11 protein-coding genes are annotated in these 12,660 nt (G+C 73.0%); 1 reads left to right on the top strand and 10 read right to left on the bottom strand.

Annotation, left to right across the window (positions count from 1 at the left end; genetic code table 11):
• Positions 1-26 precede the first annotated feature (26 nt).
• The 9 genes from argF to ACQPW6_RS32405 all read right to left on the bottom strand — a co-directional run bounded on the left by argF (position 27) and on the right by ACQPW6_RS32405 (position 11,101).
• A complete protein-coding gene (gene argF / locus ACQPW6_RS32445; protein ID WP_433893274.1) occupies positions 27-1,025 on the bottom strand; it encodes an ornithine carbamoyltransferase in 999 nt (332 codons plus the stop codon).
• A gap of 142 nt (positions 1,026-1,167) precedes the next feature.
• Positions 1,168-2,391, bottom strand: coding sequence for an arginine deiminase (locus ACQPW6_RS32440; protein WP_433893273.1), 1,224 nt, complete (start codon positions 2,389-2,391; stop codon positions 1,168-1,170).
• A gap of 139 nt (positions 2,392-2,530) precedes the next feature.
• Positions 2,531-5,113, bottom strand: coding sequence for a polynucleotide kinase-phosphatase (locus ACQPW6_RS32435; protein WP_433893272.1), 2,583 nt, complete (start codon positions 5,111-5,113; stop codon positions 2,531-2,533).
• On the bottom strand, positions 5,110-6,609 hold the full coding sequence (locus ACQPW6_RS32430) for a 3' terminal RNA ribose 2'-O-methyltransferase Hen1 (RefSeq protein WP_433893271.1): 1,500 nt from the start codon (positions 6,607-6,609) through the stop codon (positions 5,110-5,112). Before ACQPW6_RS32430 ends, ACQPW6_RS32435 begins: the two co-directional genes overlap by 4 nt.
• A 370-nt stretch (positions 6,610-6,979) precedes the next feature.
• Positions 6,980-7,873 carry a homocysteine S-methyltransferase gene (gene mmuM, locus ACQPW6_RS32425; RefSeq protein ID WP_433894725.1) on the bottom strand — a complete coding sequence of 298 codons (894 nt, stop codon included), beginning with the start codon at positions 7,871-7,873 and terminating at the stop codon, positions 6,980-6,982.
• Positions 7,874-7,952: 79 nt separating this feature from the next.
• Complete coding sequence (locus ACQPW6_RS32420; protein ID WP_433893270.1) at positions 7,953-8,876, bottom strand: LLM class F420-dependent oxidoreductase; 924 nt, start codon at positions 8,874-8,876, stop codon at positions 7,953-7,955.
• A 58-nt stretch (positions 8,877-8,934) separates the two neighbouring features.
• Positions 8,935-9,366, bottom strand: a complete 432-nt coding sequence (locus ACQPW6_RS32415; protein ID WP_433893269.1) for a DUF6099 family protein — start codon at positions 9,364-9,366, stop codon at positions 8,935-8,937.
• Between the two features lie 131 nt (positions 9,367-9,497).
• Positions 9,498-9,839, bottom strand: a complete 342-nt coding sequence (locus ACQPW6_RS32410; RefSeq protein ID WP_433893268.1) for a nucleotide pyrophosphohydrolase — start codon at positions 9,837-9,839, stop codon at positions 9,498-9,500.
• Entirely contained in the window at positions 9,836-11,101 is a 1,266-nt protein-coding gene (locus tag ACQPW6_RS32405) for an AAA family ATPase (RefSeq protein ID WP_433893267.1), read from the bottom strand. Before ACQPW6_RS32405 ends, ACQPW6_RS32410 begins: the two co-directional genes overlap by 4 nt.
• Before the next feature lie 301 nt (positions 11,102-11,402).
• On the opposite strand from ACQPW6_RS32405, the gene ACQPW6_RS32400 reads away from it, so the two are divergent.
• On the top strand, positions 11,403-11,951 hold the full coding sequence (locus ACQPW6_RS32400) for a DUF1697 domain-containing protein (protein WP_433893266.1): 549 nt from the start codon (positions 11,403-11,405) through the stop codon (positions 11,949-11,951).
• A gap of 85 nt (positions 11,952-12,036) precedes the next feature.
• On the opposite strand, the gene wrbA is transcribed toward ACQPW6_RS32400, so the two are convergent.
• Positions 12,037-12,642 (bottom strand): NAD(P)H:quinone oxidoreductase, encoded by a 606-nt coding sequence (gene wrbA, locus ACQPW6_RS32395; RefSeq protein WP_433893265.1) that lies wholly within the window; start codon positions 12,640-12,642, stop codon positions 12,037-12,039.
• Between the last annotated feature and the right edge of the window lie 18 nt (positions 12,643-12,660).

Here is a 12,660-nt window from a genome sequence, read left to right as displayed (position 1 = left end):
CACCCGGGCCGCGGGCTCCCGCCGGCTCAGCTCAGCGTGGCCACCAGGATCGCCTTGATCGTGTGCATCCGGTTCTCCGCCTGGTCGAAGACCACCGACTGCGGGGACTCGAAGACCTCGTCGGAGACCTCCAGGTAGTCCAGCCCGTGCTGCGCGTTGATCTCCCGGCCGATCACCGTGCCCAGGTCGTGGTAGGCGGGCAGGCAGTGCATGAACGTGGCCAGCGGGTTGCCGGTGGCCCGCATCACGTCGGCGGTGACGGCGTACGGCTTGAGCAGCGCGATCCGCGCGCTCCACACTTCCTTGGGCTCCCCCATCGACACCCACACGTCGGTGTGGACGTGGTCCACCCCGCGCACCGCCGTGCCGACGTCCTCGGTGAGGGTGATCCGCGCACCGGTGCGGTCCGCCAGCCACCGCGCCCGCGCCACCACCGACGCCTCCGGCCACAGCGCCTCGGGCGCCGCGATCCGTACGTCCATGCCCAGCAGCGCGCCGGTGACCAGCAGCGAGTTGCCCATGTTGGAGCGGGCGTCGCCGAGGTAGGCGTACGAGATCTCCGCCAGCGGCTTGGCGCTGTGCTCCGACATGGTGAGCACGTCGGCGAGCATCTGGGTGGGGTGCCACTCGTCGGTGAGGCCGTTCCAGACCGGCACGCCCGCGTGCGCGGCCAGCTCCTCCACCACGGCCTGGCCGTGGCCGCGGTACTGGATGCCGTCGAACATCCGGCCGAGCACCCGCGCGGTGTCCTTCACCGACTCCTTGTGGCCGATCTGCGATCCCGACGGGTCCAGGTAGGTGGTCGAGGCGCCCTGGTCGGCGGCGGCCACCTCGAACGAGCAGCGGGTACGGGTGGAGGTCTTCTCGAAGACCAGCGCGATGTTCCGGCCGCGCAGCCGCTGCTGCTCCGTGCCCGCCTTCTTGGCCGCCTTCAGCTCCGCGGCCAGCTCCACCAGGTGGCGGAACTCCTCGGGCGTGAAGTCCAGCTCCTTGAGGAAGTGGCGGCCCGTGAGGTTGACGGCCATGCGGGAACTCCTAGGTCAGGCGACGAATGACACCGGAAGTCTATACGACAATAGGCATGTTTATACAGAGCCTTGATGCCCTGCCCTGGCGCCGTGCGATCCCGCTGTGCGATGCCGCCGTGCCCGCTGCACCGCGTGCCCGCTACACCGCGTCCCGCTCGATGGGGCAGCTCATGCAGCGCGGGCCGCCCCGGCCGCGTCCCAGCTCGCTGCCCGGGATCTCGATCACCTCGAGGCCGCGCTTGCGCAGGAACGTGTTGGTGGTCGCGTTGCGCTCGTAGGCCACCACCACGCCGGGCTCGACGGCCAGGACGTTGCAGCCGTCGTCCCACTGCTCGCGCTCGGCCTCGTGCACGTCCTGGGTCGCGGTCAGCACCTTGATCGAGTCCAGGCCGAGCGCCGCCGCGATGGCCCGGTGCATGTGCTCGGGGGGATGGTCGGTGACCTTCAACTCGCCCTCCTCGCCGCCCGGTTCGATGGTGTAGGAGGGCAGCATGCCCAGGCCCGCGTACTGCGTGAAGGTGTCGCCGTCCACCATCGTCATCACCGTGTCGAGGTGCATGAACGCCCGCCGCTTGGGCATGTCCAGGGCCACGATGGTCCGCGCGGAACCGGCCGCGAACAGGCCCTGCGCCAGCATCTCGACGGCCTGCGGGGTGGTCCGCTCGCTCATCCCGATCAGCACCGCGCCCTTGCCGATCACCAGCACGTCACCGCCCTCGATCGTGGACGGGTACGCGCTCTGGCCCTCCGACCAGACCCGGAAGTCATCGCCGGCGAACAGCGGATGGTGCCGGTAGATCGCCTCGAAGTGCACGGTCTCGCGCTGCCTGGCCGGCCAGCGCATCGCGTTGATGCTGACCCCGTCGTAGACCCAGGCCGAGGTGTCCCGGGTGAACAGGTGGTTGGGCAGCGGGCTGAGCAGGAAGTCGTCGAGGTCCATGGCGTGGAAGCGCACCGAGACCGGCTCGGCGAAACGTTCCAGGAACTCGCGCTTGGTCATCCCGCCGACCAGCGCCTCGGTCAGCTCGGCCGCGGCCAGCCGGTCGAAGGCGGCCCGCAGGTGGCCGGTGGCCAGCGGGCCGTACTCCTTCTCGTCGAAGACCCGGTCGAGCACCAGCGTTCGCGCCGCCGGGATCAGCAGCGACTCCGTCAGCAGGTCGCCGAACAGGTGGACCTGGACGCCGCGGTCGCGCAGTACGTCGGCGAAACCGTCGTGCTCGGCGCGCGCCCTGCGCACCCACAGGATGTCGTCGAAGAGCAGCGCGTCCTTGTTGCTCGGGGTGAGGCGTTTGAGTTCCAGATCGGGGCGGTGCAGTATGACGCGGCGCAGCCGCCCGGTCTCGGAGTCCACGTGAAATCCCATGGAAGAAGAGACTCCCATGCCGGGGGCGGCAGGCGGCGGCATTGACCGCGCGCCGCCGCTCCCGACTGGTTCGAGACGGTTGGACGGCCCCGGGTGGGCGGGACCCCGGTCGGCCGGGGCCCCGGCGGACGTCTGGGGGTCAGAGCCGGGGGTCCACCGGCTCCGACTCCAGCGCGAGCACCGCGAAGACCGCCTCGTGCACCCGCCACAGCGGTTCCGCCGCCGCCAGCCGGTCGAGCGCTTCGAGGCCGAGCGCGTACTCGCGCAGTGCGAGCGAGCGCTTGTGGCCCAGCGAGCGGTTCCTGAGCCGGGTCAGGTGCTCGGGGCGGGTGTACTCCGGACCGTAGATGATCCGCAGATACTCCCGGCCACGGCACTTGATGCCGGGCTGCACCAGGCCGCCCTTCCCGTTGCGCGCCAGCGCGGCCAGCGGCTTGACGACCATGCCCTCGCCGCCGCCCTCGGTCAGGTCCAGCCACCAGCGCACGCCCGCGGCCACCGATGCCTCGTCCCCGGTGTCGACCATCAGTCGCCCGGTGTGCTGGAGCTGCCCCGACGGGTCGGCCGCGACCATCCGGTCGATCAGCGCGAGCTGCCGGTCGTGCGGAAGCGCGGCGAGGCTGCGGCCGGCCACCGCGAGCAGCTGGAACGGTGCCAGGCGTACGCCGTCCAGGCCGTCGGTCGTCCAGCAGTAGCGCCGATAGGCGTCGGTGAACGCGGCTGCGTCCGCGGCCCGTTCGCGCTGCCGGCCCAGCAGCCCGCCGACGTCGGAGCCGCGGGCCGCCGCGGACTCCAGCGCGGCCAGCGCGGGCGGGAAGACCGCGCCGCCGGCCGCGCCCACGGCCGCGTACTGCTTGCGCAGCAGGCCGGACGCCTTGAGCGACCAGGGCAGCAACTCCGCGTCGAGCAGCAGCCAGTCGGTGTCCAGCTCCTCCCACAGGCCGCTCGCGGTGACCGCGGCGCGCAGCCGGGCCAGTACCTCCTCTGTGACCGCGGGGTCCTCGAAGAACGGCCGGCCGGTACGGGTGTGCAGCGCGCCGGTGGTGCCGGTGGCGCCGTCGGTGCCGAACCGCTCCTGCGCGGCGGCCTCGTCACGGCACACCAGGGCGACCGCGCGCGAGCCCATGTGCTTCTCCTCGCACACCACTTCCCGCACCCCGTCCTCACGGAACGCGGCGAACGCCTCGACCGGGTGCTCCAGCCAGTCGTCGAGCCGGGAGGTGGCGCACGGCGACATGGTCGGCGGCAGGTAGCCGAGCAGCCGCGGGTCGACCGCGAAGCGGCTCATCACCTCCAGGGCCGCCGCCGCGTTCTCCTCGCGGACCGCGAGCCGCCCCATCAGGGAGGTCTCCACGATCCGCCGGCCGGCCACGTCGGCCAGGTCCAGCGGGCGGCCCTCCCGTCCGCCGGGCGCCTCGCTGACCAGCGGCTTCACCGGCTCGTACCACTCGCGCTCGGCGGGTACGTCGACCAGCTCGCGCTCCGGCCAGCGCAGCGCGGTCAGCTTCCCGCCGAACACCGCGCCGGTGTCCAGGCAGATGGTGTTGTTGATCCACGAGGCGGTCGGCACCGGGGTGTGGCCGTAGACGACGGCGGCCTTGCCACGGTAGTCCTCGGCCCACGGGTAGCGCACCGGCAGGCCGAACTCGTCGGTCTCGCCGGTGGTGTCGCCGTAGAGCGCGTGCGAGCGGACCCGGCCGGAGGTGCGGCCGTGGTACTTCTCCGGCAGGCCGGCGTGGCAGACCACCAGCCGGCCGCCGTCGAGCACGTAGTGGCTGACCAGGCCCTCGATGAACTCCTTGACCTGGGCGCGGAACTCCGGGTCCTTCTCGTCCTCCGCCTCGAACTGCTCGACGGTGACGGCGAGTCCGTGGGTGTGCTGGACCTGCCGGCCCTTGAGGTAGCGGCCGAACTTGTTCTCGTGGTTGCCGGGAATGCACAGCGCGCTGCCCGCGGCGACCATGCTCATGACGCGGCGCAGCACGCCGGGGCTGTCCGGGCCGCGGTCCACCAGGTCGCCGAGGAAGACGGCGGTACGGCCCTGCGGGTGCACGCCGTCCTGGTAGCCGAGCTTGGCCAGCAGGGTGTCGAGCTCGGAGCGGCAGCCGTGGACGTCGCCGATGATGTCGAACGGCCCGGTCAGGTGGGCCAGGTCGTTGTAGCGGCGCTCGGTGGTGATCCGGGCGCGGTCGATCTCGTCGGTGCCGCGCAGGATGTGCACCTTGCGGAAGCCCTCGCGTTCCAGGCCGCGCAGCGAGCGGCGCAGTTCGCGCTGGTGCCGGGGGATGACGTGGCCGGGCAGCGCGGCCCGGTCTGGGCGGCCGGCGTTGCGCCGCACGCAGACCTGTTCGGGCACGTCGAGGACGATGGCGATGGGCAGCACGTCGTACTCGCGGGCCAGCTTGATCAGCTGCTTGCGGCTCTCCGGCTGCACGTTGGTGGCGTCGACGACCGTGCGGCGGCCGGCCGCCAGCCGCTTGCCCGCGATGTAGTGCAGGACGTCGAAGGCGTCGCCGGTGGCGCTCTGGTCGTTCTCGTCGTCGCTGACCAGGCCGCGGCAGAAGTCGGAGGAGATCACCTCGGTGGGCTTGAAGTGCCGGGCGGCGAAGGTGGACTTGCCGGAGCCGGTGGCGCCGATCAGGACGACGAGGGAGAGGTCGGTGACCGGCAGGACGCGGCCGGGGGCCGGGGCCGTGTCCGGGGTCTGTGTCTCGGTTGTCATGCGACCGTCTCCTCCTTCTTCTGGTTCTCGTTCTGGTTCTCGTTCTGGCTCTCGCCGGCCAGGGTGAACACGGCGAGCTGGGTGGGCGGGCCGACCTCGGGGTCGTCGGGGCCGACGGGCAGGTAGCGGACCTGGTAGCCGTGCCGGGCCGCGACCTTCTCCGCCCACTCGGCGAACTGCGCCCGGTTCCACTCGAACCGGTGGTCGGCGTGCCGGGCGTGGCCCGCGGGCAGTGACTCCCAGCGCACGTTGTACTCGACGTTCGGCGTCGTCACGATCACCGTCCGGGGGCGGGCGGAGCCGAACACGGCGTATTCGAGCGCGGGCAGCCGGGGCAGGTCCAGGTGCTCGATCACCTCGCTGAGCACGGCCGCGTCATAGCCCTTCAGACGGTTGTCGGTGTACGCCAGCGAGCCCTGGAGCAGCGTCAGCCGGGACGACCTGCGCTCCCCCATCCGGTCGAGGCGCAGCCGGCGGGCCGCGATGTCCAGCGCCCGCACCGACACGTCGAGCCCGACGATCTCGGTGAACGCCGGCTCCTTGAGCAGCGCCGCCACCAACTGGCCCTGCCCGCAGCCGAGGTCCAGCACCCGGGCGGCGCCGGCGGCGCGCAGCTCGGCGAGCACGGCCTCCCGGCGCTGCACCGCGAGCGGCGCCGGGCGCTCCTCGGCCTCGGCCGGCTCCTCCGGGGCGACCGCGTTGTCGATCGCCTCGACCTCGATGTCGTCGGCGTCCGCCAGCCGGGCCAGTTCGAGCCGCTGCGCGGCCTCACGGGTGAGCGACCAGCGGCGGGCCAGGTAGCGGCTGGTGATCAGCTTCTGCTCGGGGTGGCCGGGCAGCCAGCCCTCGCCGTAGCGCAGCAGCTTGTCCACCTCGTCGGGTGACACCCAGTAGTGCTTGCTGTCGTCGAGCACCGGCAGCAGCACGTAGATGTGCCGCAGCGCGTCCGACAGCCGCAGCTCCCCTTCCAGCACCAGCCGGACGTAGCGCGATTCGCCCCACTGCGGGAACTGCGGGTCGAGTGGGATCGGCTCCGCCGCCACCTGCCAGCCGAGCGGCTCGAAGAGCCGGGCGACCAGCACCGGGCCGCCGCGGGCGGGCACCACGGGCAGCTCGACGCGCAGCGGCAGCGGGTCCGCGGCGCGCTCCGGCAGTGCCTTGCACTCGCCGCGCAGCGCGCTCGCGAACACCGTCCGCAGCGCCACCGCGAGCAGCGAGGACGCGGCGTACGGCCGGTCGTTCACGTACTGCGCGAGCGCCGCGTCGGGCGCCCCGCCCCGGCCCTTCTTCCGCCCCCGCCGCACCAGCGCGGGCGGATCCACCTCAAGCAGCAGCGCGGCGGTGGTCCGCTCGACGGACGCTTCGGGGTAGAAGACGTGCGCGTCCCCATAGGACGTCGAGAAGACCTGCGCCCTGTCGGGATGCTTGTGCAGCAGGAAGCTCAGATCCGTCGCCGGACGTGCGGCGCTGCCAGTGGTGGAGATCGTCAGAAACACCTGACCGAGTATCCCCGCCACCTCCCCCGCCCACGAGGGCTTTTCCCGCGGGGCGCGCCACTCAGGTGCCAGCCGGGGCGGCCGGGGGCGGGTGGCCCGGCCGGGAGCCGCCTGGCCGGGGCGTTCCGGCCGGTGGTGCAGCCCGGGGCAGCCCCTGGCCGGGGCAGCCCTGGCCGGGCGGCCCGGCCGGGACGGGCTTGGCGGGGGCAGCCTGGCCGGGAGGGGCTTGGCCAGGTGGTGTGGCCGGGGCCGCCCTGGCCCGGTGGTGTGGCCGGGGCCGCCCTGACCGGGTGGTGTTGCCGGGCCGGCCGGCGGGGGCGGTCCGGTGCGGCCGCCTGGTCATGGCGGGAGCGGTCTGGCGGGGGGTGGTTCAGGGCGTGGCGTCGGAGAGGGACGTGGCGAGTTGGGCGATTGTGGTGGGGCCCACCCGGCAGCAGCCGCCGATCAGGCGGGCACCGGCGGACTGCCAGGACTTCGCGTGCGACGGCGGGAACGACCGGGGGCCCTGCCAGCGGCGGGAGTCGGGGTCCCAGCGTTCGCCGCTGTTGGGGTAGACCACCACCGGCTTGCCGGTGACCCCCGCCGCCAGCGGGACCGCCAGGTCCACATCGGCCGGGTCGCAGCAGTTCACGCCCACCGCGATCACCTCGTCCCGGCCCGCCGCCAGGGCGAACGCCTCGGCCAACGGGTCGCCCGCCCGGGTGCGTTCCCCGTCGATCGTGTAGGACAGCCAGACCGGCACCCCGGTCCCCTCGGCCGCCCGCAGCATCGCCTCCGCCTCGTCGACATCCGGCACCGTCTCCAGCGCGAGGACGTCGGGCGCCGCCCCGGCCAGGGTCTCGATCCGCGGCCGGTGGAACCGTTCCAACTCCCGCACGCTCTTGCCGTACCGCCCGCGGTACTCGCTGCCGTCCGCGAGCATCGCGCCGTACGGCCCGACCGAGGCGGCCACCCGCACCCCCGGCCGGCCCGCCGCCGCCCGGCGGCCCAGCTCCACGCTGCGCCGCAGCAGCGCCGACGCCTCCGCCCGCCCGACACCGCGGCGCGCGAAGCCCTCGTAGGTGGCCTGATAACTGGCGGTGATCAGCACCTGGGCCCCGGCCCGGATGTATGCGGTGTGGGACGCCTCGATCTGCCCGGGGTCGTCGGCGAGCAGCCTGGCCGACCACAGCGGGTCGGACAGATCGCACCCCTGGTCGGCGAGTTGGTTCGACAGCCCGCCGTCCAGTACCAGCGCCCGGCCCCCGGCCAGCTCCGCGCCCAGCCCGCCCGCCGTGCCCGCGGGATCGGGCGCGGGCCGGTGGCCGTGCGGTGGCCGGGAATCGGAGCTGGACACGGTCGGGTCAGCCGACCTGGGGCTTGACCTGCGAGGAGATCAGGTCAAGGTGGTCCAGGTCGCTGAGGTCGAGGATCTGGAAGTAGAACCGGGTGGCGCCCTGCTCGGCGTACTGCCCGATCTTCTCGACCACTTCGGCCGGGGTGCCGGCCAGCCCGTTCTCCTTCAGATCGGCCACCTCCCGGCCGATCGCCGCTGCCCGCCGCGCCACCTCCGCGTCGTCCTTGCCGACGCAGGCGACCAGGGCGTTGGAGTACACCAGGTCGTCCGCGTCCCGCCCGGCGGCCTGCGCCGCCGCCCGCACCCGCCCGAACTGCCGGCCGCTGTCCTCGGCCGACGCGAACGGCACGTTGAACTCGTCGGCGTAGCGTGCCGCCAGTTCCGGTGTCCGCTTGGCGCCCATCCCGCCGATCAGCACCGGGACCTTGGGCTGAGCGGGCTTCGGCAGCGCCGGGGAGTCCTTGAGCTGGTAGAACTCCCCGTCGAAGTCGAAGCTCCCGCCGGCCGGCGTCCCCCACAGTCCGGTGATGACGGCCAACTGCTCCTCCAGCCGGCCGAACTTCTCCTTCGGGAAGGGGATGCCATACGCGGTGTGCTCCGCCTCGTACCACCCGGCGCCGAGGCCGAACTCGACCCGGCCGCCCGACATCTGGTCGACCTGGGCGACCTGGATCGCCAGCACGCCGGGCAGCCGGAAGGTGCCTGCCGTCATCAGGGTGCCCAGCCTGATCCGACTGGTCTCCCGGGCGAGGCCGGCCAGCGTGATCCACGCGTCCGTGGGTCCCGGCAACCCGTCCCCGCCACCCATCACCAGATAGTGGTCGGAGCGGAAGAAGGCATCGAAGGCGAGATCCTCCGTGGCCTTGGCGACGGTGAGCAGCGTCTCGTAGTCAGCCCCCTGCTGGGGCTCGGTGAAGATTCGGAGATCCATTCCTCCATCCTGCCCGCATGGCGGGCTCCGGCGTCAACCGACGATCATCCGGCTTTGTTCAGTCGACCTCCCCTCCGGAACCGGCCGCGCGGGACAGCGCGCGCACTCGGTCCTTCGCCTCGTCCACCGCGTCCAGGGCGTCGATGCACTGCGAATAGGTGCCCTCATCCGCCGCCGCACCGACGATGCCGACCAGGACGAGGCCGATCTCGCCGAGCAGGACACGCAGCGCCCGCAACGTGCCGTCCGGGTCCCGCACCCCGGTCAGCCGCGCCGCTCTCGGTGGGCCCGTGCCCCCGCCGGATCCGACGCCGCCGGCCAGCGGACCCGGCCCCGCGGCCCGGCCGGGCCGGCCCTCGTCCGCGGCCAGCAGCCGGGCCACCGCCTCGGTCAGTTCCAGTGCCTGCCAGGCCTCCGCGATGATCCGCTCGGGCTGCGGCGCGCCGCACATCGCCCGTTCCGCCTCGGCCACCAGTCGTTCGGCATCCATGCCCCGCACCCCCTTCTTCGGCGGTGACCCCTTCACCGCCTGCTCTCGTTACTCAGAGTGACAGGAAGTCAAGGGGAGCGAAAGGGCCTTCCGAACATCTGTGGATAACCGGTCGATTGTGGATAACTCGCTCACTCGGACGAGGGATCCGGGCGCGGGAACCGCAGCTCGTTGCGGTCGATCTTGGCCGCGAGAGCGGCGAGCACATCGATACCGAGCACCTCGCAGAACTGGAGGAGATACGCCAGCACGTCCGCGACCTCGTCCTCCACGCGGTGCGCCGTGCCGGGGTCGGCCATCACCTCGGCCGCCTGCTCCGGCGTCAACCACTGGAAGATCTCCAGGAGTTCGGCGGCCTCGACGCTCAGCGCGGCGGCCAGGTTCTTGGGCGTGTGGAAGGGCTGCCAGCGGCGGGCAGCGGCGAAGTCGGCGAGGCGGCGCTGCAGGGCCGCCACATCCAGAGGCTGGGTCACCCCGACTGGTCTACCGCATCTTTCTGATCGGCACCGCCCCGCCCGCCGAGCCGGGTGACCGAGATCCCGTCGACCCCCTCCGCGACCGACGAGTCCCGGACGGTGCCGAGCAGCCGGATGTGGCCGCGGCCCGCGGCCAGCCCGGCGAGCCTGAGCACCTCGCGGGCCTGGCCGGCGTCGAGGCCCTGGTCCAGGCCGTCCGCCAGGACGGTCAGCACCTGACCGGCGGGCAGCAGCTCGCTGCTGGTGTCCACGTCGAGCACGCCGGGACCGGTGAGCAGCACCAGCGCGAGGGCGAGAAAGCGCAGTTCGCCGTCGCCGAGCCGGTCGATGGGGATGAGGCCGAGCGGCCCGCGGTCCACCGCCGCGATCACCGAGTCCACCGCCGGATCGCCGGTCAGCAGGTCGTCGGTGCGGAGCCGGGCCGGGCCGCCCTTGGCCGTCGGCGGCATCGCCGGCAGGGTCGTCAGCCCCTCGACCGGCGGGCTGCACGCCGCCCGCATCGCGTTGACCAGCGCCGCGTGCCGCGTGACGCACTCGCCCTCGGTCCTGGCAAGCACCGCCGACAGGTTCTCGCACGAGGCCCGCAGCCGTCCGTCGCCGAGCCGCACCGGTCCTCTCATCAACTCCGGCCGCGGTGCCACCGGGAAGACCCCGCGCAGCGCGACCACCATCTGCTCGGCCGCGGCGAGCACGAGCCGCTGGCCCTCGGTCCGCCCGGAGACCCGCAGCGGCAGCAGCGCGGTGGCCAGCAGGTCGTCCGGCAGCGGGGCGCGGGTGACCGCGGCGACTCCCGCGGTGTGCCAGGCCGCCTGGACGATCGGCCTGGCCGGGTCTCGAAGAGCGGTAGTAAGGAGAGTCTCACCGCCTCCGGTCAGCCGTTCGCCGACGATGCGGAGGGCTGGTTCCGCCTGCACCGCGAGGTCGAGCCGGACCGGGCCGACCGGGCCCGTCACGGTGCAGCCGAGCCTGAAGCCGCGCCGGCCCTGCGGATCGGGCCGGGCGTCCTGCGGCACGCAGGCCGCGGCGCCGCCGCGCACCGCCGTGGAGAAGACCTCGTCGAGCCCGCTGCCGCAGGCGAGCCGGCCCAGCGCGGACAGCGCTTCGAGCACGCTGGACTTGCCCGTTCCGCTGTCCCCGGTGAGCAGGGTCAGCGGGCCGAACCCGAAGGACTCCGCCCGGTGCGATTTGAAGGCGGACAGCCGCAGTTCGGTGACGACGGGCCGGTCCTTACTCGTGCTCATGGCCGCACTGGTGCTCATGGCCGCGAAGGTAGCCACCCGATTCGCTGCCGAACCGTTCCAGCGAGCCCGCCGTCCCTCGAACGAGGGACAACAGGCATGATCCGGCTCCGGCGGGAAATGACCTTCAGCGGGGCGAGTGCCCACGGCCGCACGCTGGACAGAGCGGGCAGCCGGGCCCCTCCGACATCGCGCGGCCGGCTCCCGCCGGGCCGACCGCACCGGGCCGACCGCACCGGGCCGACCGCACCGGGCCGGCCACGCCGGGCCGACCGCACCGGGCCGGCCACGCCGGACCGGTCGCGGCACTAGCGTGATCGTCGTGACGACGACCACCACTTATGTCGCGCTCCTGCGCGGAATCAATGTCGGGACGAAGAACAGGCTGCCGATGCAGACCCTGCGGGAGCTGCTCGCCGGGATGGGCGGTTCCGGCGTGCGGACCCACCTGCAGAGCGGGAACGCCGTCTTCACCCACGAGGAGGCCGATCCGCTGAAGCTGGCGGCGGATCTGGAACAGGCCATCGCCGCCGGACCCGGCCTGACCGTCGCCTGCCTGGTCAGGCCGGCCGCGGACCTCCGGCGAGTGGTGGAGGCGAACCCGTTCCCGATGGAGGAGATCGACCCGGCCCGCTTCGTGGTCGTCTTCCTGTCGGGGCCGGTGCCGCTCGACCGGCTGGCGGCGATCGATCGGCCGGCCCATCTGCCAGACACATTCGAACCGGGAGAACAGGAGATCTATGCGTACTTGCCCGACGGCATCCACAACTCGAAGCTGGCCGGGCTCCTCACCGACCGAGGGCTCGGGATGACCGCGACCAGCCGCAACTGGAACACGGTCACCCGGCTGCCCGACCTCGCCGCGGCCTGACGGTCCTGCCTGTCCCGACCGCCCCGCCGGGCCTGACTGTCCCGGCCGCCCCGCCGGTCCTGCCCGCCCCGCCCGTGCGGACGGGTCAGGCGCCGGCCAGCCGGCCAGCGATGTCGGCGAGGTGGCGTCCCTGGTAGTCGGCCGCGGCCAGGGTGGCCTCGTCGGGCAGCTCGCCGCTGCCGCTGGCCCAGCTGGTGCCGTAGGGGTTGCCGCCGGCGGCGAAGAGCAGCGGGTCGGTGTAGCCGGGCGGGACGATGACGCAGCCCCAGTGGTAGAAGACGTTGTTCATCGACAGCAGGGTGGACTCCTGGCCGCCGTGCATGTTCATCGAGGAGGTGAAGCTGGTCACCGGCTTGGAGTGGAAGACGCCGGCCTGCCACTGGGTGCCGGTGAGGTCCATGTACTGCTTGAGCTGGGCGGCGACGTTGCCGTAGCGGGTCGGGCTGCCGAAGGCGTAGGCGGTGCCCCACTCCAGGTCCTCGACGGTGGCCTCGGGCACGGTGTCCTTGGTGGCGTCCACGTGGGCGCGCCAGGCCGGGTTGGCGTCGATGGCGGTGTCCGGCGCGAGCTCCGGCACGCGGCGCAGCCTGACCTCGGCGTTCCGGCTCTCGGCGCCCTTGGCGACGGCCTGCGCCAGGGCGTGGACGTTGCCCGTGGCGCTGTAGTAGATGACGGCGACTCGAACACCCATGGGTACGCTCCTGCCCTG

This window comes from Streptomyces sp. CA-111067, from assembly GCF_050956065.1.
Lineage (GTDB): Bacteria > Actinomycetota > Actinomycetes > Streptomycetales > Streptomycetaceae > Actinacidiphila.
The sequence above is the reverse complement of the archived record's forward strand: the minus strand, read 5'-3'. Positions and strand labels throughout refer to the sequence as shown.

What these genes read in the sequence shown, in the direction of transcription:
- argF (WP_433893274.1), bottom strand. Translation starts at nt 1,025, where the DNA reads ATGGCCGTCAACCTCACGGGCCGCCACTTCCTCAAGGAGCTGGACTTC.
- ACQPW6_RS32440 (WP_433893273.1), bottom strand. Translation starts at nt 2,391, where the DNA reads ATGGGATTTCACGTGGACTCCGAGACCGGGCGGCTGCGCCGCGTCATA.
- ACQPW6_RS32435 (WP_433893272.1), bottom strand. Translation starts at nt 5,113, where the DNA reads ATGACAACCGAGACACAGACCCCGGACACGGCCCCGGCCCCCGGCCGC.
- ACQPW6_RS32420 (WP_433893270.1), bottom strand. Translation starts at nt 8,876, where the DNA reads ATGGATCTCCGAATCTTCACCGAGCCCCAGCAGGGGGCTGACTACGAG.
- ACQPW6_RS32415 (WP_433893269.1), bottom strand. Translation starts at nt 9,366, where the DNA reads ATGGATGCCGAACGACTGGTGGCCGAGGCGGAACGGGCGATGTGCGGC.
- ACQPW6_RS32405 (WP_433893267.1), bottom strand. Translation starts at nt 11,101, where the DNA reads ATGAGCACCAGTGCGGCCATGAGCACGAGTAAGGACCGGCCCGTCGTC.
- wrbA (WP_433893265.1), bottom strand. Translation starts at nt 12,642, where the DNA reads ATGGGTGTTCGAGTCGCCGTCATCTACTACAGCGCCACGGGCAACGTC.